17 protein-coding genes are annotated in these 22287 nt (G+C 64.9%); 10 read left to right on the forward strand and 7 right to left on the reverse strand.

Annotated elements, in window-relative coordinates; all coding sequences use genetic code 11:
- Positions 1–12 precede the first annotated feature (12 nt).
- The 6 genes from AC4FWB_RS06070 to AC4FWB_RS06095 form a co-directional block, all read right to left on the reverse strand.
- The gene (locus AC4FWB_RS06070; RefSeq protein ID WP_491024937.1) at positions 13–786 is read right to left on the reverse strand and encodes an SDR family NAD(P)-dependent oxidoreductase; all 774 of its coding nucleotides are present in this window, start codon (positions 784–786) and stop codon (positions 13–15) included.
- Positions 783–2021, reverse strand: a complete 1239-nt coding sequence (locus AC4FWB_RS06075; protein WP_491024938.1) for an MFS transporter — start codon at positions 2019–2021, stop codon at positions 783–785. Before AC4FWB_RS06075 ends, AC4FWB_RS06070 begins: the two co-directional genes overlap by 4 nt.
- Positions 2018–4099: an ABC transporter ATP-binding protein gene (locus tag AC4FWB_RS06080; RefSeq protein ID WP_491024940.1), complete on the reverse strand. Its 2082-nt coding sequence runs from the start codon at positions 4097–4099 to the stop codon at positions 2018–2020. Before AC4FWB_RS06080 ends, AC4FWB_RS06075 begins: the two co-directional genes overlap by 4 nt.
- Complete coding sequence (locus AC4FWB_RS06085; protein ID WP_491024941.1) at positions 4096–4977, reverse strand: ABC transporter permease; 882 nt, start codon at positions 4975–4977, stop codon at positions 4096–4098. The genes AC4FWB_RS06080 and AC4FWB_RS06085 overlap by 4 nt, the downstream gene beginning before the upstream one ends.
- Positions 4974–5987: an ABC transporter permease gene (locus tag AC4FWB_RS06090; protein ID WP_491024942.1), complete on the reverse strand. Its 1014-nt coding sequence runs from the start codon at positions 5985–5987 to the stop codon at positions 4974–4976. Before AC4FWB_RS06090 ends, AC4FWB_RS06085 begins: the two co-directional genes overlap by 4 nt.
- A gap of 75 nt (positions 5988–6062) precedes the next feature.
- Complete coding sequence (locus AC4FWB_RS06095) at positions 6063–7736, reverse strand: ABC transporter substrate-binding protein (RefSeq protein ID WP_491024944.1); 1674 nt, start codon at positions 7734–7736, stop codon at positions 6063–6065.
- Positions 7737–8236: 500 nt separating this feature from the next.
- On the opposite strand from AC4FWB_RS06095, the gene AC4FWB_RS06100 reads away from it, so the two are divergent.
- On the forward strand, positions 8237–10657 hold the full coding sequence (locus AC4FWB_RS06100; protein WP_491024946.1) for a GcvT family protein: 2421 nt from the start codon (positions 8237–8239) through the stop codon (positions 10655–10657).
- A 65-nt stretch (positions 10658–10722) separates the two neighbouring features.
- Entirely contained in the window at positions 10723–12165 is a 1443-nt protein-coding gene (hydA, locus tag AC4FWB_RS06105) for a dihydropyrimidinase (protein ID WP_491024947.1), read from the forward strand.
- A 72-nt stretch (positions 12166–12237) separates the two neighbouring features.
- Here the strand turns inward: hydA and AC4FWB_RS06110 are convergent, their stop codons facing one another.
- Positions 12238–12828, reverse strand: a complete 591-nt coding sequence (locus AC4FWB_RS06110; protein WP_491024948.1) for an amino acid synthesis family protein — start codon at positions 12826–12828, stop codon at positions 12238–12240.
- 162 nt (positions 12829–12990) lie between these two features.
- Here AC4FWB_RS06110 and AC4FWB_RS06115 point away from each other — a divergent pair, with 162 nt between their 5' ends.
- The 8 genes from AC4FWB_RS06115 to AC4FWB_RS06150 all read left to right on the forward strand — a co-directional run bounded on the left by AC4FWB_RS06115 (position 12991) and on the right by AC4FWB_RS06150 (position 22286).
- Complete coding sequence (locus tag AC4FWB_RS06115) at positions 12991–14790, forward strand: helix-turn-helix domain-containing protein (protein WP_491024949.1); 1800 nt, start codon at positions 12991–12993, stop codon at positions 14788–14790.
- Between the two features lie 176 nt (positions 14791–14966).
- Positions 14967–15944: a flavin reductase family protein gene (locus tag AC4FWB_RS06120; RefSeq protein WP_491024950.1), complete on the forward strand. Its 978-nt coding sequence runs from the start codon at positions 14967–14969 to the stop codon at positions 15942–15944.
- Positions 15945–15966: 22 nt separating this feature from the next.
- Entirely contained in the window at positions 15967–17478 is a 1512-nt protein-coding gene (locus AC4FWB_RS06125) for an aldehyde dehydrogenase (protein ID WP_491024952.1), read from the forward strand.
- A gap of 33 nt (positions 17479–17511) precedes the next feature.
- Positions 17512–18588 carry an LLM class flavin-dependent oxidoreductase gene (locus AC4FWB_RS06130; RefSeq protein WP_491024954.1) on the forward strand — a complete coding sequence of 359 codons (1077 nt, stop codon included), beginning with the start codon at positions 17512–17514 and terminating at the stop codon, positions 18586–18588.
- 2 nt (positions 18589–18590) lie between these two features.
- The gene (locus tag AC4FWB_RS06135) at positions 18591–19418 is read left to right on the forward strand and encodes an alpha/beta fold hydrolase (protein ID WP_491024956.1); all 828 of its coding nucleotides are present in this window, start codon (positions 18591–18593) and stop codon (positions 19416–19418) included.
- A 265-nt stretch (positions 19419–19683) separates the two neighbouring features.
- Complete coding sequence (locus AC4FWB_RS06140) at positions 19684–20517, forward strand: transporter substrate-binding domain-containing protein (protein WP_491024958.1); 834 nt, start codon at positions 19684–19686, stop codon at positions 20515–20517.
- A gap of 54 nt (positions 20518–20571) precedes the next feature.
- The gene (locus AC4FWB_RS06145) at positions 20572–21546 is read left to right on the forward strand and encodes an amino acid ABC transporter permease (protein WP_491024959.1); all 975 of its coding nucleotides are present in this window, start codon (positions 20572–20574) and stop codon (positions 21544–21546) included.
- Positions 21543–22286 (forward strand): amino acid ABC transporter ATP-binding protein, encoded by a 744-nt coding sequence (locus AC4FWB_RS06150; protein ID WP_491024961.1) that lies wholly within the window; start codon positions 21543–21545, stop codon positions 22284–22286. The genes AC4FWB_RS06145 and AC4FWB_RS06150 overlap by 4 nt, the downstream gene beginning before the upstream one ends.
- Position 22287 lies beyond the last annotated feature (1 nt).

Genomic DNA, 22287 nt, shown 5'->3' on the forward strand with positions numbered 1-22287 from the left:
TAGGAATTTCGTTCAGCGCACCGCATAGCCGCCATCCACCAGAAGATCCGTGCCGGTGACGAAAGATGCGTCGGATGAGAGCAGGAAGGCGCAAGCCGCCGCGATCTCTTCGGGCTCGGCGATCCTTCCGAGCAGATGCGCCGGCCCGAGACCCTTGTCGGCTGCTTCCAGGCTGGGCCAGCGCTGCAGCAGTCTTGCGGTCGCGACCGCGCCCGGCGACAGGCTGTTGACGCGGATGCGCTCGCCCGCATGGTCGACGGCCATGGCCTTTGCCAGATGCACGAGCCCCGCCTTCGCCGCGCAGTAGGCCACCGCCTTGCCGACGGCGACCCGCGCGAATTGCGAGCCGATGAAGACGATCGATCCGCCGCCGCTGTCTGCCATCAGCGGCACGGCGAATTTGGAGGTCAGGAAAGCGCCGGTCAGGCTGACGTCGATCTCCAGCCGCCATTTGTCGATGGCAAGGTCCGCGACGGTGCCGTCAGTCGAGGGAGCCGCGGCATTGTGGACCAGACCGTCCAGCCGGCCGAAGGCCTGACCAGTCGCATCGACCGCATTTCTGGTCGAGTCCAGGTCGGTTACGTCGCAGTCGACCGCTAGCGCAGACGTCCCCAGGCTTGTGGCAAGCGCGCGTGTCGCCGCCGCATCGCGATCGGCGCAGGCGACACGGGCTCCTTCTTCGACGCAGCGGCGCGCTATCGCCGCGCCGATGCCGCTGGCGGCGCCGGTGATCAGGATGGCTTTGCCGGCCAATCGATCAGGTAGGGCACCGGCGGCGGCGGTCACGGCTCGCCTCCGGACGGCTGTGCGGCAACGACAACGATCGGCCGTCGCCGCAGATTGACGCAAGCCGCCAGCGCCACCAGGATGCCGCCGGTGCCGAGCACGAACAGCATCGCCTGCGGCGCGGTGCGCTCCATCAGCCCGGCGGCCAGCCCGGGCGTCAGGATGTTGCCGATCGAATAGAGGAGCAGCAGCGTGCCCGAGGCCGCCACCATGTGCCGGCTGTGCATGCGCGAGTTGGCGAAGGCGATTGCCACCGGATAGACCGTGAGCGCCGTGGCGCCATAGAGGAAGAACAGCAGGAAGAGCAGCGGCAGCGGTCCGTTGCCCAGCCAGGCGATCGACGCGCATAGCGACACGGAAAGCAGGCCCTGGATGAGCAGCATGATGCGCCTGTCGAACCGATCGGACAGCCATCCGACCGGCGTCTGCGCCAGCATCCCGGCGATGCTGACCGTCGTCACCAGGCCGACGGTGGCGGACAATCCGATCCTGGCGCCGTAGATCGGCGTCAGCACGAAGATGTTCATGTTGGTGATGCCGACCTGGAAGATGCTGACCACCGTTACCGGCGCCAGGCGCAGCAACTGGATGACACCGTAGCGTTCTTCCTTGGCGGGGATTTCAGCAAGGGATGGTTCGAGCTGCGGAGCGGGCAGGGCGGGCCATGGTTTGGAGACAAACCGCGCAAGCGCGGACAGGAGCACGGTCGCCGCGCTGACGCCGAACAAATGCGGCGAATGCGCGCCGACCATCTCCAGCAGCAGCTGCCCGAACAGCACGGCGACCGCCGTCGTCAGCATGTAGAGGGAGAACAGCCTGCCGCGATTGTGCTGGTCGGCATAGAGGTTGATCCAGCTTTCGCAGACAACGAACATGGCCGCCATGGCAAGCCCGCCGAGCAGCCGGAAACAAAGCCATGCCGGCATGGAATCGGTGATCGTGAAGCCCGAGGCGGCGAGGCTTGCAAGCACGGTTATGACGAAGAAGGCGCGCTCATGGCCGACCCGCGACACCAGCGGACGCGCAATGAGGCAGCCGATCAGAAATCCGACCGGATAGGCGGTCAGCACCAATTGCACTTCGGAAGGATCGATACCCGGCGCGCTCAGCGCCAGCGACACCGCCGTCGTCAGCATCGCGCTGCCGGTGCCGGCCAGGCAAATGCGCGCCATGATCGGCAGGATCGCGCGTGATCGTTCGGCCTGACGCCAGAGGCGGCCCAGCGATGTCGTCATGCAGGGTCGCGCGCCTCATCCGGGAGTGCGAGAGCAGCCAACGCCTCTGCCGGAATGTGGCAGGCGATCTCGTGTGTGGACGACATCCTTCGGATCGGTGGCGGCTCGTTGTCGCAGATCGAACCCACCTTGCGGTGGCAGCGGCTGGCGAAGCGGCAGCCGGGCGGGACATCGACGGGGCTCGGCGTGTCGCCGCTCAGCGTGATCCGCTTGCGCGCAGCGCCCTCCGGCTTGGTGCTGCGGATCGCCGAAATCAGCGCCTCGGTGTAGGGATGGGTCGCCCCGCAGAAGATCTCTTCGACGGTGCCTTTCTCCATCACCTTGCCGAGATACATCACCACGACCTTGTCGGCGACATGGCGCACCAGCGCCAGGTCGTGGCTGATGAACAGCATCGTCGCATGCCTGGTCTTCTGGATGTCGAGCAGCAGCGTCACCACGGCCGCCTGCACGGAAACGTCCAGCGCCGACACGGGCTCGTCGGCGACGATCAGCGACGGGTCGGAGGCGAAGGCGCGCGCGATGGCGATGCGCTGCTTCTGCCCGCCCGACAACTGGCTCGGCCGGCGCGCGGCGAAGTCCGGCGAAAGCCGCACCATCTCGAGCAGCTCGCGCATGCGCTGGTCGATGGCCGCCTTGCCCTTGCGGATGCCGAACTTCTTCAGCGAGCGGCGGATCGGGAAGCCGGCGCTGTGCGACGGATTGAGCGTCGAATCCGGATTCTGGAACACCATCTGGATCGATCGCAGCAACTGCTTCGACCGGGAGCTCGCCTCCACCGCGACGATGTCGTCGCCCGCCATGCGGATTTCGCCTGATGTGGCGCGGTCGAGGCCGGTGACGATGCGCGCGAGGGTCGACTTGCCGCAGCCGGACTCTCCGACCAGCGCAACGATCTCGGCCTTACCGGCTTCGAACGACACACCCTCATTGGCTTTCAGCGTCTTGTGGTAGCCGAGGTGATAGAGCTTGGTGATATCCGAGACGGCGATTGCGGCGCCCGCTGTCGCGCTCTCGTCGGAGAGCGGCGGCAACTCCCGGCGCGCGAGATCGAGTTCCGGCCAGCGCGCGCAGCGCACCAGATGCTGCTCGCCGACCGGTTCGAATGTCATGCCGGGCTGGTCGCACAAGCCGGCGCGGAAACCCGCGCAGCGCGGGCCGAACAGGCAGCCGCGCGGCCGCTCCGAAGGCAACGGGATATGGCCCGGAATGGCGGCGAGCGTGCGGGTGTGCTTGCCCTGCCCGATATCGGGGATGCAGTCGATCAGCCCTTGCGTGTAGGGATGCCGCGGCCGGCCGAACAATTCGCGCGTCGGCGCCTCTTCGACCAGTTCGCCGGAATACATGATGCCGACGCGGTCGCAGCTTTCGGCGATCAGGCCGAGATTATGCGAGATGAAGAGCAGGCTGGTGCCGTAGCGGCGGCGCAACTCGCCGATCAGGTCGATCACCGCCGATTCCACCGTGACGTCCAGCCCTGTGGTCGGCTCGTCGAGCAACAGCAGCGACGGCCGCCCGAGCAGCGCCATGGCGATGACGACCCGCTGCTGCTGGCCACCGGAAAGCTGATGCGGATAGCGCTTCAGCATGTCGCCGGCGTCGGGCAGGCGCACGTCCCTGAGCATCGCCGCCGCCATCTCGATCGCCTCGGCGCGGCTGGTGCCAAGATGCAGCATCGGCACTTCGGCGAGTTGCGCGCCGATCGTCTTCACCGGATTGAGCGCGCTCATTGGGTCCTGATAGACCATGGCGATGCGCCGCCCGCGTATCGAGCGCAGCTTCTGCGCCGGGGCGGCGACCAGTTCCTCGCCTTCGAAGCGGATGCTGCCGCCGGCGATAACCCCCGTCGCGCCGAGATAGCCCATGATGGCCATGGCCGTGGTGCTCTTGCCGCAGCCGGATTCGCCGACCAACCCAAAACTTTCGCCGGGCTTCACCTCGAACGAAAGCTTCGGCACGGCGACGATCGTCTCGGCCTTGCCGCGAAACTCGATGCGCAAGTCGCGGACGGCGAGCAAGGGCGTGTCGGACGCTTGCCGGCCCGGTTTTGACAATGCTGTCTCTGCGGTCGGCGTCATGGCTTCCAGGCCTCCCGCAAGCCGTCGGCCAACAGGTTGAAGCCCAGCACCAGGCTGACGATCGCGACCGAGGGCAGGACCGACATCAGCGGCCAGACGTTGAGCACGGTGGTGCTTTCCTTGACCATGCCGCCCCAGTCTGGATTGGGCGGCGGCAGGCCGAGGCCGAGGAAGCCCAAAATGCCGATGGTGATGATCGTGTAGCCGATGCGCAGGCAGGCATCGACGATCAGCATGCCGCGGCAGTTGGGCAAAAGCTCGACGAGCATGATGTATAAAGTGCTTTCGGCACGCAGCCTGGCGGCGGCGACGTATTCCTGCTCCTTCAGGCCGAGCGCCAGTCCGCGCGTTATCCGCCCGATGCCTGGCGCCGAGGCGATCGTCGTGGCGATGACGATGTTGATGACCGAAGGGCCGATATTGGCGATCAGGATGACGTAGAGGACCAGCACCGGGAAGGCGAGGATGATGTCGGACAGGCGGCTGATCACGGCATCGATCCAGCCGCCGTAATAGCCGGCGATCATGCCGAGCGTGATGCCGACGATCATGGCGACGGCGACCGAAAGCGGCGCGACCACCAGCACGGTGCGGGCGCCGAAGATCAGGCGCGATAATTCATCGCGGCCGAGAATGTCGACGCCAAGCCAGTGCGCCGCCGACGGCGTCGGGTCGGCCAGCGCCATGACGTCCTGTTCGGTCGGCGAATAGAGCGGCAGCACCGGCGCCAGGATCGCCGCAAGCACCCAGAAGCCGACCAGGAAGAGCCCGACCATTGCGGTGGGCGAGCGCAGGATCCGCGCCCATTTCAGGCGTGGCCTGCCCATTGCCTTGACGGCTGTCGCCTCCATCGCTCTCTGCTCGACCAGTGCGTTCATCGCAATCTTATGCGCGGATCGAGCAGCATGTAACCGAGATCGCCGACGAACTGCGTCGTGACCGCGATAGCGACGGTGATCAGCGTGGCGGCCTCGATGGTGGCGATGTCGCCGAACAGGCTGGCGTCGAGCAGCAGCCGGCCGAACCCTGGATAGGCAAAGACGAGCTCGGTCACCACCACGCCGCTGATCAGGAAATTGATCTGCAGCAAGAGCACAGTGAAAGGGGCGATCATGGCGTTGCGAAGCGCGTGGCCGAGCACGACCTGGCGCGTGCTCATGCCCTTCAGCACCGCGGTGCGGATAAAGGGTTTTTCCATCACGCCGATCATCGAGACGCGGATCATGCGCGCGACGTAACCGAAGTCGTAGATGACGAGCACCGCGACCGGCAGCACGAGCTGGGACGGGACCGACCAGCCGCCCTCCGCATCGAGCGGGCTGGTGCCCGGCAGCACCGGCCACAGGATGACGAACAGCGTGACCAGGAACACGCCCGACGCGAATTCCGGGATCGAGGTGAAGGTGATGCAGATGACCGACAACAGCCAGTCGAGCACGCCGCCTTCCTTCAGGCCGGACAATATGCCGAAGACGATCGACAGCGGCACGATCAGCAGGAAGGCCAGTCCGGCCAGGATCGCCGTGTTGCCGAGCCGGTTCCAGATGACGTCGTTGACGGGCAGCTTGTTCAGCGTCGAATAGCCGAAATTGCCAAAGTATTGCGCGCCGCGCGGGTCCTTGAAATTGAGCCCGGTGCTCGGGTCCTGGAGCGGATCCGGAATGATGCCGAGCAGCACGCCCGCCCAGCGCCCATAGCGCACCAAAAGCGGATCGTCCGCCTTCAGCTTCTTGGTGAGGAAATCGACCTGCTGCTGGGTCGCGAAGGGACCGAGCGACTTGCGCGCGACGCTGCCCGGCGTGAATTCGCAGACGGCGAATACCAGGAACGACGCCGCGACCATGGTGAGCAGCATCATCGCCAGCCGTTTCGCCACGAATATCGCCATCAGCTGGAGGTTTCCGATCTACTTTCGAGTGGAAGGGAGCCCGACCGCCATGCCGACGGCCGGGCGCAGAGTGGTCTAGGCGGAGGCGATCGCGTAGTCCTTGGCGAAGATGTACTGCGAAGGATGCAGCTCGAAGCCCTGCACCTTCTTGTCCATCACGGTCGAGAAGATGCGCCAGAACGGCTGCACGATCGGCCCCTCGTCCTGCATGATCAGCTCGATCTTCTCCATCACCTTGCTGCGCTCCTTCGGGTCGAGGATGCCCTCGGCCTGGGTGAGCAGCTTGTCGAATTCGGCGTTCGAGAAGTGGGATTCGTTCCACGCCGCGTTGGAGCGGTAGGCAAGGCCGAGCGTCATGATGGCGAGCGGGCGGTGGCCCCAGGCCGTCAGGCTGAACGGAGCGCTGGTCCACACTTCCCAATACTGCGCGCTCGGCAGCGACTTGATGTTGGCCTTGATGCCGATGTCCTTCAACTGCTCGGCCATCGCCTGGGTGGTATTCAGCTCCCAGATCGGATCGGGCCGCGTCACCAGGTCCAGTTCGAAACCGTCGGCATGGCCGGCGTCGGCCATCAGCTTCTTTGCCTTGTCGATGTCGCGCGGCCATTTGGGCAGCGCGGCATATTCGGGATGCGAGGGAGCCACGTGATGGTCCTCGGCCGGCGTGCCGGCGCCGAGCAGAACGGTCTGGATGATCTTGTCGCGGTCAAGCGCGTGGCGCATCGCCTGGCGCACGCGCTTGTCCTTGAACTGCTCGACGTCGGGATGCACGCGCATGACGATGGTCTGCGTCGTCTCGACCTTGTGGACGGCGACATGCGGGAAGGCCTTCATCGAGTTGATCTGCACGGCGTCGGCTTCCGACAGGCCGTCGACCTGCTTGGAGGCCATCGCCGCGATGCCGGCGCCCGGGTTGTCGCCGAGGTCGACGAACTCGAAGGTGTCGAGATGCGCAGCGCCGCCCCAGTAATCGGCCCGCGCCTTGTATTTCGCGCCCTTGCCGACCGTGTATTCGACCATCTCGAACGGACCGGTGCCGTTGGCGCTCGGACCGAACGCGCCATTGTCCTTCGGGTCGAGGATGAACATCGGATAGTGGAAGAGGTGTTCGGCGACCGCGATCTGCGGCGAGAACAGGTTCAGCCGCACCGTGCTGTCGTCGACCTTCTCGATCGCCTTGTCGGACCACAGCCGGCTCGACTTTTTCGGATTGCCCTTGTCGTCCTTCTCGCCCGTCTCGTATTCCTGGACCAGATAGCCGGTGAACAGGCCGAGCACGGAGGAGCCGACCGCGGGATCGCTGACGCGCTTCAGGTTCCACACCACGTCGGCGGCATTGAGCGCCCTGCCGTCACGCCATTTCACATCCTTGCGGATATGCAGCGTCCAGGTCTTCAAGTCCTCGCTGACATCCCATTTCTCCAAAAGGTAGGGGTGGGTGATGTTGTTGCGGTCGGTGAAGGTCAGGTATTCGCAGACCTGGCGGATGACATTGGACTTTTCGGCGAAGTCGGCGAGATGCGGATCCTTGATTTCCATGCAGCGCATGCCGATGCGCAGGTTGCCGCCTTTCGGCAGGTCTGTGGCGCGGGCTTGTATGGCCGGGTCGACGACGCCGGCTATGGCGTAGGCAGCGCCGGCCGAGAGGCCGAGCAGCGTCGACTTGCGCAGGAAATCCCTGCGGCTGATCGCGCCCTCGTTGAGTTGGTCGAAGAGTGCCGGAATATAGGGATGCGATGTCTTATCCAAGGTTTTGACCTCCGAGTTGTCGCAATGCGCGGTTCGGACAAGGCGTTTCGGCCCTGTCATTTCGGCTGGTGCGGAACCGAATTCGCCGGCCGGCGCGCAACCGCGCTGCCGGACCGTCAAGGCGCATGGACGACGAGAGGCATGCCGGCTTGGCCGGTCTGTCTCCGCGCTCGGAATGCAGGTCCATGGCGGGTGGCTCCCATTGGTGGCGCCGCTGATCGCGGCTGCTCAATTCCCCGCTAAAAGCTACACCCGGCCTCCATGCCTACAAACGAAGATTGATGTGGCTATGACCTCGTTTTTTTTGGCCATAACTGCCCCAAAAAGCAGCAGTAGGCCTCAATTGCGGGCTTTACAGTCGTTTCCCGAGCTTTCTACATTGCCGGCGGTCGAAAAAGTGGGGTCATGTCGTCGACTGAGGAGCCAAGCGGAACCCTGTCGCTATCCAGCCCCGTCGCCTGCCTGTCCGGCTCCGGACGCACAGCCAAAAGGAACAAAAAATGCGGAACCATGCCCAGGCTGTTGTGATCGGCGGCGGCCTGATCGGATGCTCGATCCTCTACCACCTGACCAAGCACGGCTGGAGCGACGTTGTGCTGTTCGAGCGTGACGAGCTCACCTCCGGCTCGACCTGGCATGCCGCGGCCAACATTCACGGCCTGCACGACTCGACCAACATCAGCCGCCTGCAGCACTACACGATGGCGCTCTACAAGGAGCTCGAGCAGGAGACGGGTCAGGGCTGCGGCATCTTCCAACCGGGATCGCTCTATCTCGCCCAGACCGAGGCGCGCGAGCACCAGCTTCGGCTGCAGGAAGCCAAAGCACGCCGCTACAAGATGAATTTCTACGAGGTCGACAGGGCGGAGGCCGAGCGATTGCACCCGCTCGTCGACTTCGACGGCATACGCTGCATCATGTACGAACCCGAAGGCGGCAATGTCGATCCTTCGGGCGTGACGGCCGCCTATGCGGCCGGCGCGCGCCAGCGCGGCGCCGAGATCCATCGGTTCACCGCGGTGACCGGAACCGAGCAGCAGCCGGACGGCAGTTGGATCGTGCGCACCACCAAGGGCGACGTCCACGCGCAATGGGTGGTGAACGCCGCCGGCCTATGGGCGCGTGAGGTCGGTGCGATGGCCGGGCTGGCGCTGCCGCTCATTCCGACCGAGCATCAGTATTTCGTCACCGAGACCATCCCCGAGATCGCCTCGATGGGCCGGCGCCTGCCTTCGGTCGCCGACCGCGACGGTGAATATTACCTGCGCCAGGAGGGGCTCGGCCTGCTGATCGGCGCCTATGAGCGGGCAATGAAATTCTGGGCCGAGGACGGCACGCCGCAGGATTTCGGCCACGAGCTCTTCCCGGACGATCTGGAGCGCATTGAGGAGAACATGATGCGCGCCATCGCCCGCGTGCCCGCGGTCGGCACGGCCGGCGTCAAGCGGGTGATCAACGGCCCGATGATCTGGTCGCCGGACAGCGCCGCCCTGTTCGGCCCCGTGCCGGAACTGCGCAACTACTTCTGCTGCGCCGGCATCATTCCGGGCTTCTCGCAGTCCGGCGGCCTCGGCCGCCTGGCGGCCGAGTGGATGATCGAGGGCGAACCGACGCTCGACATGTTCGGCTGGGATCTCGCCCGCTTCGGCCACTGGGCCGGCAAGGCCTTCGTCAAGGCCCGCGTGCAGGACCAGTACAGCCACCGCTTCAAGATCCATTTCCCGAACGAGGAGCGGGCAGCGGGGCGGCCGGTGCGCACGCGCCCGGCCTATTCCATGCAGAAGGAAAACGGCGCGGTGTTCGGCCTGAACTTCGGCTGGGAGCATCCGCTGTGGTTCTCCATCGACGGCGAGCCGCGCGAGGAGACGATCGGCTTCACCAGGCAGAACTGGTGGCATCCGGTCGGCCGCGAGGCGCGCATGCTGCGCGACCATGTCGGCATCATCGACATCTCCAATTTCGCCAAATACGAGGTGAAGGGGCCGGGCGCCGAAGCCTGGCTGAACGCGCTCTTCGCCAACAAGATCCCTTCGCAGGTCGGCCGATCCTGCCTGACGCCGCTGATCGGCAAGCGCGGCGGCATCGCCGGCGACTTCACCGTCACCAAGCTGGCGCAGGACGAGTATCGCATCTTCGGCTCCGGCATGGCCGAGCGCTATCATCAGCGTTTCTTCAAGATGGTGCCGTTGCCGGAGGGCACGACGTTCCGCTCCCTCACCGAGGACATGTGCGGCTTCAACGTCGCCGGGCCGAAATCGCGCGCCGTGCTGCAGCGCCTGACCAATGACGACCTGACGACGGCGTCCTTCCCCTTCATGGCCTCGCGCCGCATCACCGTTGCCGGCCTCGATGTCATCGCGCTGCGCGTCTCCTTCACCGGCGATCTCGGCTGGGAGCTCTACTGCGAGGAGAAGGACCAGACCGCTCTCTACAACGCCCTGCTCGACGCCGCGCGGCAGGAAGGCGGCGGACCGGTCGGCTCGCGCGCCCTGATGTCGCTGAGGGTGGAGAAAGGCTATGGCAGCTGGGGCCGCGAGTACTCGCCCGAATACTGGCCGCAGGAGGTCAAGTTCGACCGGCTGATCAAGATGGACAAGGGCGACTTCCTCAATCGCGACGCCTATGCCGCGCTGGCGTCGAAGCCGGCCCGCGACGAGCTGATCATGATCTCGATCGAGGCGAAGGATGCCGACGCCACCGGCGGCGAGCCGATCTTCCTTCCCGACGGCACGCCGGTCGGCCAGGTGACGTCCGGCGCCTACGGCTACCATGTCGGCATGTCGCTCGCGCTCGGCTATGTGAAGGCAGGCTCCGTGAAGTCGGGCGATGCGGTGACGGTCGCGATCCTCGGCCGGCCGCACAACGCGGTGTTGCTTGACCGACCGCCCTTCGACCCTGATGGCAAACGGTTGAGGGCCTGAGCGTGCCGCGCCAAAGCCTTGGTGTGGATATCGCTGTGGCCTCAATGGCAATGTGGTGAGCGTCCATGGCGTCGCCCTTGCATGAACTGGTGATCAGAGGCGGACGCCTCGCCTTCGATGACGGCTGGCGGGATTGCGACGTCGCTGTCGATGACGGCCGGATCTCGGCCATAGATTCAGGCCTGCAAGGTGCGGAAACCGTCGACGCCGCGGGCCTGTGGGTGATGCCCGGCGGCATCGATGCCCACTGCCATCTCGACCAGCCGGTCTGGGGCGGCGCCGACAATGCCGACGACTTCGAATCGGGCTCGATCTCCGCCGCGTTCGGCGGCACGACCTGCATCGTGCCTTTCGGCATGCCAGGCCCGGACATGACGACGGTCGGCGCGCTCGAGCGGGCGATGGGCCGCGCGGCTGGGCGTTCCATCGTCGACTACGGCCTCCATGCGGTGGTGACGACGGGAACCGGTGCGGACGTCGAAGCACAGCTCAGCCAATTGGCCGGGCAGGGTATCGCTTCGGTCAAGCTGTTCATGACCTACCAGGGTTTTGCTGTCGACGACGACCTGTTCTTCACCGTCCTCGATGCGGCGAGGAAGCTCGGCTGGGTCGTCATGGTCCACGCCGAGAACGATGCCGCCATCCGGCGCACGCGGCAAAGACTGATAGAACTCGGCCGCACCGGGATGCGCTACCACGCCGTCGCCCACAGCGAGATCATGGAGCGCGAGGCCACCCACCGGGCTCTGGCGCTGGCGGAGATGACCGGCACCCGCATGACCATCGTGCATGTGTCGTCGCAGCAGTCGGCCGAGGAAGTCGAACGGGCACGTCGGCGCGGCGTCGACGTCGCGGCGGAAACCTGCCCGCAATATGTCTTCCTCGGCGCGGCGGATCTCGACCGGCCGGGGCGCGATGCCGCCCGCTTCGTGTTTTCGCCGCCGCCGCGCACGCCGCGGAGCCGCGAGCATCTCTGGCGGCTTCTGGCCGACGGTGGCATCGACCTCTGGTCGTCCGATCATTCGCCCTATTATTTTGCCGACAAGATCGGCAAGGCGGCGGAGCCTGGTTTCGCCACGACGCTGAGCGGCATTCCCGGCCTGGAGACCAGGCTGCCGCTGCTGTTCTCCGAAGGGCTTCTGACCGGACGGCTGACGTTGCCGCGATATCTCGATCTGACCTCGCGCAATGCCGCCGCGGTCTACGGTCTCGACCACTGCAAGGGTCGTATCGCCGTCGGTCTGGACGCGGATCTCGCGTTGTGGGATCCGGGACGCAAGTGGACCGTCAGCCACGAAGCGCTGCATTCGCGCGTCGATTTTTCGCCTTACGAAGGCAAGGTGGTGACAGGCAAGCCGATCACCGTGCTGCTGCGCGGGGTGCCGCTGATCGCGGGCGAGGAACTGCAGGCGCGAGCCGGCTTCGGCCGCTTCGTTGCGCGCCGCCCGTCCGATCCGGCAAAGGCCGGACCGGCCGTCGAGGACGCTACGCCCTGGCTCGATCCCTGACGGCTGCGACGCCCGAAACATTGGCCGGCTCAAGTGGCGCTTGTCCGGATACAGCTCCCGGAACTGCAACCGTTAGCCTTGAACGCTGAGCCGCTCCTGCTCCATCTCTGCCATGTCCTGGAAGCGGTCGGCGATGCGTGGATGGATACGGCCGCCATCCGCCGCGCCGATGGCCACGACGATCTCGTCGGCGGCCGGGCCGTCGGCGATCTGGAAATTGGCGGTGATGAAATGCGAGCGGAGGCCGTTCTCGCTCTTGTGCATCATCGGCAGCGACAGCAGCGCGCCCGGCGCATTGCGCGTGTTGCAGAATTCGAGATAGGTCGTGCCGCCGACCGCGTTGCGGAACACGTTGCCGAAACGCAGCGTGTGGATCATGGCCGAGGCGTGCTCGATCTCGCCGGCCACGCCAACGGCAGCGGCCTTGCCGTAGCTCTCGATACGCTCCGCAGGCATGAGCCCGAGCAGGCGATGCGTAAGCTCGTGCCCCAGGCGGGGCGCGATGGCCACGATCTCGGGTCGCAGGTCCTCGACGAAGCCGCGCCCGGCCCAGGGATTGCGCAGTACGCCGGCGACGACGATCGACGTTACCGGCCTGGCACCTGCCTTGCCGCCTTCGATGTGCACTTCCTCGATGAACGTGCAGACTTTTCGCAATTCCATGATTTTGGGCCCTGTTGGTGGAAGCCCAGCCTAGTAAGGTCCGCTGGACAGGTATTCCTCCGGTTCGTAGGAAGAATCGGCGTGCACCCCGCTTGGAAGCGGTGTAGCGTTCATATATCCGCGACGGCTTAAATTGGCCCTTCGCGAGGCGGAAGACCGGGCGTGGATCACGAGTCGCAAATTCTCTCTTTGCGGGACGCCGCCAGCCTCATCAATTCGGGTGGCGATCTCCAGTCCGTGCTGCGCGACCTCGTGCTGGCAGCTTGCCGCCATGCCAAATGGACCTTGGGCTCGATCATGAGCATCGATGCGCCGCATGGCCACGCCTACGTCATCGTGCGCCATGACCCGACGCTCATTCAGCGCACTTTGCCGGACCGGTGGGAACTGGCCACCAGTCCTTCGATCGTCGCGCTCAACCGCAACGAGCCCGTCTATATCAGGGACGCGCGGGAATCCGAGGAGTTCCCGGGCTATCGCCGCGAGGCGTTCGAGCGCGACTACCGCAGCGTGCTCGTCATGCCGATGAACTGCGTCGATGAAGACGGCCGGCCGATGGTGCTGACGGTCGTCTCGCGCGAAATCACCGAAGTCAGCGCCGAGGATGTCGCCTTCATCGGCATGATCGTGCATCTGGGCGAGATCGCGGTCGAGAAGCAGCATCGGCTGCGCCAGGAGAAGCAGGCCGGCGAGCGTCTGCAGCACGCCTTGCTGGCGCACACCTCGCTTCTGCAGCAGGCCCTGTCGGAAGGATCGGTGGCCGCACTCGCCGATAAGGTCGGCGAGCTGTTGCCCAATCCGGTCGTGGTCATCGATTTCCACGCCAACCTGGTCGTGGCGGGCCGCTCGCCGAGCGAAGCGCATTTCGACGCCGCGACCTGGCAACAGGCCGTTGGCGGCGTGCTCAACCGGCAGGTACTCAAGGTCGCGCGCGGCGCGTCCGAGGCACGCCAGGACGAGACGCTGTTCGTCGATGACGGCAAGCACCGGCTCAAGCTTTCGGTACGTATCGAGCCGCTTACGATCGATGACGAAGTGGTTGGCGCGCTAATGATTTTTCCGACGCCGCAGCAGTCTGGCCAGCTCGATCAGATGCTGCTCGACAGCGCCAAATTCGCGCTCAGCGTGCAGATGATGCGCAGCTTCGTTCGCTTCCGCTTCGAGACCAGATCTCTGACGGAACTCTTTCTTGAAGTCGTGGAGCGCCGCTGGCGCGACGAGGCGGATATCGTCAATCGCGCACGCCGATTAGGGATCGACCTGACCACTTCCCAAAGAATGATCGTCGTGGACTACGCCGACGAGGCAAAGGACGGCAGCGGTGGTCTTGCCGATCCGCACCATGCAATTGTTCGGCTGCTGGAACAGGCAGGCGTGGCGGGCACCGTTATCGCCGTTGAAAGCGGCCTTGTCTGTCTCGTTGCGGACGATGCCAGGCAAGACAGCACCCGCCTGGGGAAATTGCCAAACAAGATTGCCGCAGAGCTTGGCCGCTATTTCGAGCGTGAGCCGGCGGTCCTGGTTTCCGAGATGTGTGCTGCGCTGGCCGACTATCCGACCGCGTGGGACCGTTGCCGCCGCATGATCCGCATCGGCCGGTCTTTTGGACGCACCGGCGTTTTCGCCGGCCAGGATTTTGGTCCGCTGCCGATGCTGGTCGCCGCCGCCGACGTGCCAGACGTGCGCAACTTCGTCGACAAAAGCGTCGGCGCGCTGATCGCGCATGATCGCGAGCACGGCACGCCCTATCTGGACACGTTGTTTGCCTATCTGCGCGAAGGCTGCCGCAGCCAGGCCTGCGCCGACGCCATCGGTCTTCACGTCACCACCTTGCGCTATCGTCTGTCGCGCATAGAGGACCTGTTCGGCATCCGGCTCGACACGCCCGAACAGCGCTTCGCGGTTGAATTGGCAATCCGTCTCAGCGGCATCATCGACAGCCGCGTGCCGGCAGTCCGCTAGAGCCACCCCATCCCAACATTGCTGCCGCCAAATGGCGTCCGCCGCCAGGCGCGGGCTCGTCACGCCCACGCTTGCTCGGGATGACAGCAGCCTGTCGCGAAGTCTTTCCTACAGATCGGAGGAAGAAGCGGTGCCGGCTCCTGCCTAGCCTTCATCCGACACTATGGAGGAAAGCAATGGCGGATGCGGTGGTACAAAGGACGATCGACCCGATCGCTTTGCGTCGTGCATTCGGCACCTTCGTCACCGGGGTCACCGTCATCACCACGCGCGATCGCGACGGTAATCCGCGCGGCATGACCGCCAATTCCTTCACCTCCGTCTCGCTCGACCCGCCGCTGCTGCTGGTCTGTGTCGGCAAGTCGGCTGCGAGCTTTCCGGCCTTCAACGAGACGCGGTCCTTCGCGGTCAATTTCCTGCACGAGGGGCAGGCCGATGTTTCATCGGTGTTCGCCTCGAAGGCGGCGGACAAGTTCCAGTCGGTCAATCATGACCGCGCCCACACAGGCGCGCCTGTCCTTACCGACAGCCTGACATGGTTCGACTGCACCGTTCACAACCGCATCGAGGCCGGCGACCACATCATCCTGATCGGCCAGGTGCAGGCTTTTGGAACCAGCCCGTCGGCGCCGCTCGGCTTCTGCCGCGGCCGCTACGCCAGCGTGAAAGATCCGCTGCCGGCCGGCTGGCTGGCCTCGCAGGACATGATCATCGGCTACCTGGTCGAGGCCGGAGACCGCATTCTTCTGCGCAGCGACGGCAAGGGAGGCTGGGTGCTGCCGACCGCACAGCGCCGCAAGGCTGATCGCCAACTCGTCCTCGACGGCGGCGAGGCGCTGAGCCTCGTCCCTGAAAACACCTTTCTCTATTCGGTCTTCGACGTCGCCGACAGCGATCCCGGCTACCTGATCTACCGCGCCGAACTGAGCCGCGAGAGCGCGGAAGGCGCGCTGCCGAATGGCCACACCTTCTTTGCCGTCGACGCGCTGCCCTACGAGCAGGTCGCTACCCACGAGCTGCGCGCCATGCTGCGCCGCTATGCGCGCGAGCGGCAGGACAAGCGCTTCGGCATCTACATGGATACCGGCGACGGCGGCCGCGTCGCGATGATCGATGGCCAGTCGCAATCGTGGACGCAGGCGGCGTCCGAATGATGATCCAAGCAGGACAGACAGCATGAAAACGATAGTCGGATCGCTCGAAGGCTCGCGCCAGAACCTTTTCATCAACGGCGTTTTCGTGGCGCCGAGCAGCGGGCAGTATATCGACAGCTTCGACCCGACCACCGGCAAGCCCTGGTACCAATTCGCCGATGCCGGCGCCGAGGATGTCGGCGTGGCTGTCGAAGCCGCGCACGCGGCCTTCGCCAACCCGGCCTGGCGGCGCATGACCCAGACCGACCGTGGCAAGCTCGTCCGCCGTTTGGCGGAACTGGTGCTGGAGCACGCCGACGAGCTGGCGCTGATCGAGACGCGCGACAATGGCAAGCTGCTGAAGGAAATGCGGGCGCAGATGCGCGCCATGCCCGACAGCTACACCTATTTCGCGGGGATGGCCGACAAGCTGCTCGGCGACACCATCCCGGTCAACAAGCTCGACATGCTCAACTTCAACCTGCGCGAGCCGATCGGCGTCGTCGGCATGATCACGCCGTGGAACTCGCCGCTGATGCTGCTCACCGGCACGCTGGCGCCGTGCCTTGCGCTCGGCAACACGGTGGTCGTCAAGCCGTCCGAGCACGCCTCGGCCTCGACGCTCGCTCTGGCCGAACTGATCATGGAAGCCGGCTTTCCTGCCGGCGTCGTCAACGTCGTGACCGGGACGGGTGCCGTGGCGGGCGATGCGCTGACCCGGCATCCAGGCGTCGCCAAATTCGTCTTCACCGGCTCGACGGGAACCGGGCGCCGCATTGCCGCCAATGCTGCAGAGAACCTCATACCCTGCTCGATGGAACTCGGCGGCAAGTCGCCGCATGTCGTCTTCGGCGACGTCGATATCGAGCATGCCGTGAACGGCGTGGTGTCCGGTGTCTTCGCTGCCGCGGGCCAGACATGCGTCGCCGGTTCGCGCTGCTTCGTCGAGGCGGGCGCCCATGACCGTTTTGTCGAGGCGTTGGTCGAGCGCACCCGGCGGGTGCGGGTCGGGCTGCCGATGCTGGAGGACACCGACATCGGCCCGCTCGCCCTGTCGGCACAACTTGCAAAGGTGGAAGGCTATGTCGCCTCGGGGGTACGCCAGGGCGCCAAGATAGCCGCCGGCGGCCGACGGCCGCAGACGGCCGATCTTGCCGGCGGCTGGTATTTCGAGCCGACGGTCATGACCGATGCCGACAACGGCATGGAGTTCATGCAGGAGGAGCTGTTCGGCCCCGTCGTCGGCGTCATTCCGTTCTCGTCGGAAGACGAGATGATCCGCCTCGCCAACGATACACGCTACGGGCTCGCCTCCGGCATATGGACGCGCGACATCAACCGTGCGCTGCGCTTCGCCCGCAATGTCGAGGCCGGCACGGTCTGGATCAACACCTATCGCGCCTCCTCCTTCATGTCCGCCAATGGCGGCTTCAAGGAGAGTGGGTATGGCCGGCGCGGCGGCTTCGACGCCATGGAGGAATTCTCGCGCCTGAAAAACGTCGTCATCGATTACTCCGGCGCCATGCAGGACCCCTTCGTAATCCGCCTCCGCTGAACCAAAACCCGACGCAACGAACGGAAGATCGACATGAAATTCGCCGTATCGCTGACCATGGAGCGCTTCTCGCCCGACACCCCCATGAGCAAGGTGAAGAGCAATCTCCTTGAGCTCGCGCGCATGGCTGACGAGGGCGGCTTCGAGATGCTGTGGACGGCTGAGCACCACACGATCGAATGCACGATCTCGCCGAACCCGCTGATGACGCTGACCTGGCTTGCCCAACATACCGAAGAGATCCGGCTCGGCACCTCGACATTGGTCGCGCCCTATTGGAGCCCGATCCGGCTCGCGGGCGAGGCGGCGCTTTGCGACCACCTGACCGGCGGACGGCTGGAGTTCGGCATCGCGCGCGGTTCCTATCAGTATGAATTCGACCGCATGGCCGGCGGCATGCCGCAGCAGGAAGGCGTTGCCTATTTGAAGGAACTGGTGCCGGCGGTGAAGAAGCTATGGGCCGAGGACTACGCCCATGACGGTCACTACTGGAAGTTCCCTTTAGCCGCCGGCGTGCCGAAGCCGCTGCAGAAGCCACACCCGCCAATCTGGGTGGCCGCGCGCGATCCCGGCACGTTCGACTGGGCGGTCGGGATAGGCGCCTCGATCCTGTCGACGCCTTTGTCGGCGCCGCCGGCCGAGATCGCGGTGCTAGGCGAGAAATTCCGCAAGGCCGTCGCCGATCATCCGGAAGTGCCGCGGCCGCGGCTGATGATGCAGCGGCGCACCTGCGTTTACGAGCGGGAGCAGGACTGGGAGGTGGCGGTTAAGCATGCCATCGACTACGGCCGCGCCTTCGAGAACCTGTTCCAGAACATCGGCACCGTGAAAAACGGCTTCCCCGATGCGGTGCCTTACGAGAGTGTCAAGGGCAAGGACAACTACAATCCCGAGAGTATTCGTCGCAACCTCATGTTCGGCACACCGGACGAGGTGATCGAGAAGCTGCTGGACTATGAAGTCGCGGGCGTCGATCAGTACTGCCTGGGCCTGACATTCAACCTGCCGTTCGAGCTGCAGAAGAAGACGATCAAGCTGTGGGTCGATGAGGTGATGCCGGTCTTCGCCGCGCGCGAGCGCGACAAGGCACGTGCGGCGGCGAGGGCGTGAGGATGGCGCGATCCGGCCAGCTCGACGTCGCGGGCGTGTCGCTCAACTGGCGCCTCGATGGCGAGGGCGGCGAACCCCTGGTCTGCATCCATGGCGTGGGCTCCTACCTCGAAGCCTGGAATGGGGTGGCCGAGCGGCTGAGGGGTCGTTTCGCGGTGCTTACCTTCGACCTGCGCGGCCACGGTCGCTCCAGCCGAGTGAAAGGTCGCTACGAGATCGACGATTTCGTCGCCGAGACGCTGGCGCTGGCCGAGCACGTGGGTTTCACCACCTTCCATCTGGCTGGGTTTTCGCTGGGCGGGCTCATCGCGCAGCGCCTGGCCCTGACACATCCCGAGCGGCTGCGGAAATTGGTGCTGCTGTCGACCGTCGCCAGCCGCACGCCCGAAGAGCGGCAAGCGGTTCGCGGCAGGCTGGCGGCCCTTGTGGCGAGCGACGCCTCGACCCATCACGCCGCATCGCTGTCGCGCTGGCTGACAGAAGACTTCCAGGACCGGAACCCAGAGGTCATCGCCGAATTGCGTCGGCGGGACGCCGAGAACGACCGCGACTGCTACGCGGCCGCCTATCGCGTTTTGGCCGAAACCGATTTCGGCGGCATCCTCGACCGCATTACCTGCCCGACGCTGATCGTGACCGGCGAGGACGACCAGGGTTCCAGCCCGCGCATGGCGCGGCTGATGCACGAACAAATCCAGGCTTCGCAACTCGCGATCCTGCCGGGGCTTCGCCATTCGATCCTGATCGAGGCGCCGGCTCTCGTCGCTGATGCGATGGCCGACTTCCTGCTGGGCGTCGGTCGCGCGAGAGGAGCCGTTGCGCATGGGTAGCGGTCTTTGCGGAGCAGGAGCGGGTGCCTTGCTCGAGGCGCCGGGCGGCACCTCGCCGGCAACAAGCCAGAGCTTTCACCGTGAGCGAGGGAATGACGGCTGCAAACATCCTCCGCGGCAGCGGAAGACCGGACCGGCGCCGGCGTCGCTAAATCCGCGAGCCGCCCGTAGGACGCCGACCTCGTCGGCAAGGGATTGCGAGATCGTGACCGGCTGAACGGCCATGAGCGCATGGGACTGAACAAACAACAAGGGAACACGCAAAATGACATTCTGGAACAGACGACAGCTGACGATGGCCGCGCTGGCGCTTGCGCTCGGCGCATATCCCGCCCATGCCGGGGCGGTGCTCGATCGCGTGACCACGGCAGGCACGCTCAAGGTTGCGACCGACGCCAACTGGGCGCCGCAATCCTTCATGAACGCCAACAATGAACTCGACGGCTTCGACGTCGATGTCGCCAAGGCGATCGGCAAGCATCTCGGCGTCAAGGTCGAGTTCGTCACGCCCGGCTGGGACATCATCACCGCCGGCAACTGGGCGGGGCGCTGGGACATGCATGTCGGCTCGATGACGCCGACGAAGAAGCGCGCCGAGATCTTCGATTTCCCGGCGGTGTACTACTACACCCCCGCGGCTGTCGCGGTGCACAAGGATAGCAAGGCCAAGACGCTGGCCGATCTCGACGGCAAGGTCGTCGGCGCCACCAGCACCTCCACCTTCGAGGCCTATGCCAAGAAGGATCTGACGCTGGACGCCGCCGGCGCGCCGCCCTTCGAGTACAAGCTCAACCCGAAGGAAGTTCATTCCTACGAGAATTCGACGACGGCCTTTGACGACCTTCGCCTCGGCGACGGCGTCCGCCTGGACGCCGTGGTGTCGTCGCTACCGTCGATCCGCGATGCCGTGAAAGCCGGCTATCCGATCAAGCAGGTGGGCGATCCGGTGTTCTACGAGCCGCTGGCGATCGCGATCGAGCATGGCGATCCGGAACTGTCGACCAAGATCGCCGACGCCGTGAAGGCGATGAAAGCCGATGGCACGCTGAGCAAGCTCTCGGAGAAATGGTACGGCCAGGATTATTCGAAGACGAACTAGTCCCTCCAGAGGCGGCCTGCCACCAGCAGGCCGCCGAACCGCCGGTGCTCAAAGATGCTCTATCCGGATACCGTCGAGGCCGAAGTCCTCGTTCACAAGCCGCGGTTCGTGGCGACGATGTTCAGCGTCGTCCTGCTGGTGTTCATGGCGTTCAACATGTCGGGCACCAGCTTCGCCGAATTGATGAGGCCGGTGATCGGCGAGCCGTCGATGAGTGGCCTCTACGGCCGTTTTGCCATCGCCTTCGCCATAGCGTTGATCTTCACGCTGAACGTCGTGCTGATTGGTTTCGCGCCGCTCAAGCTCCAGATCGGCATCGTCTGGCTGGAGCTGCTGCTGCTGTTCATCGCCTTCTTCGAGACATTTCACCTCAGCCTGCCGTTCATCCGCGAGAAGCTGCCTTTCCTGATCAGCCAGGGCGTCGTCACCACGCTTTACGTCTCGGCTGTTTCCATCGTCATCGCTTCTATCATCGCGGTGGCTGGTGCGGTTGCGAAGCTCTCCAACAACGGCTTCGCCTTTGCGATCGCCAGCTTCTATACGTCCTTTTTTCGCGGCCTTCCGCTGCTCATGCAGGTCTATTTGATTTATCTCGGGCTGCCACAGCTCGGCTTCGTCATCAACGCGGTGCCGGCCGGCATCCTGGCGCTTTCGCTCTGCTATGGCGCCTATATGACCGAGATCTTCCGATCCGGCATACAAAGCATCGATCGCGGCCAGTGGGAGGCGTCGCGCTCCATGGGGTTCGGCTTCGCCCTGACCATGCGCCGCATCATCCTGCCGCAGGCGTTGCCGGTCATCATTCCGCCGACCGGCAATCAGTTCATATCGATGCTGAAGGATTCCTCGCTGGTCTCGGTCATCGGTGTGTGGGAGCTGATGTTCCTGGCGCGCACGCTCGGGCAGAAGACCTTCCAGCACATGGAGATGCTGATATCGGCGGCGGTGATCTACTGGATGCTGTCCATCTGCCTCGAACTGATCCAGTCCCGCATCGAACGGCACTATGCCAGGAGCAAGGTGCGATGAGCGCTGAGGCCATTATCGAAGCCAGGGCCGTTTCCAAATGGTACGGTCAGTTCCACGCGCTGAAGGACATCAACCTGACGGTCCACAAGGGCGAGCGGATCGTCATCTGCGGGCCGTCCGGCTCAGGCAAGTCGACTTTGATCCGCTGCTTCAACCGCCTCGAGGCGCATCAGGAGGGCGAGATCGTCGTCAACGGCGTTGCGCTGCATGGCAAGATGAGCAACGTCGCCGCCGTGCGTTCCAACGTCGGCATGGTCTTCCAGCACTTCAACCTGTTCCCGCACATGACGGTGCTGATGAACTGCATGGCCGGGCCGATGTGGGTCAAAGGCGTTTCGGCCGCGGAGGCGCGTCAGACCGCGCTCGAGTTCCTGGAGCGGGTCCGCATTCCCGAGCAGGCGAACAAGTTCCCCGTCCAGCTTTCGGGCGGCCAGCAGCAGCGCGTGGCGATCGCCCGCAGCCTGTGCATGAAACCGGATGTCATGTTGTTCGACGAACCGACCTCCGCGCTCGATCCTGAAATGGTGTCCGAAGTGTTGGAAACGATGACGGGACTTGCCCGCGACGGCATGACCATGGTGTGCGTGACACATGAGATGGGCTTTGCCCGGGCGGTGGCTGACCGCGTCATCTTCATGGACGCCGGGCAGATCGTCGAGGAGGGAACGCCCGACGAGTTTTTCAGCCATCCGCGTCATGATCGAACGAAGTTGTTCCTCAGCCAGATTTTGAAGCATTAAA

The organism is Mesorhizobium sp. LEGMi-168a, from assembly GCF_058312955.1.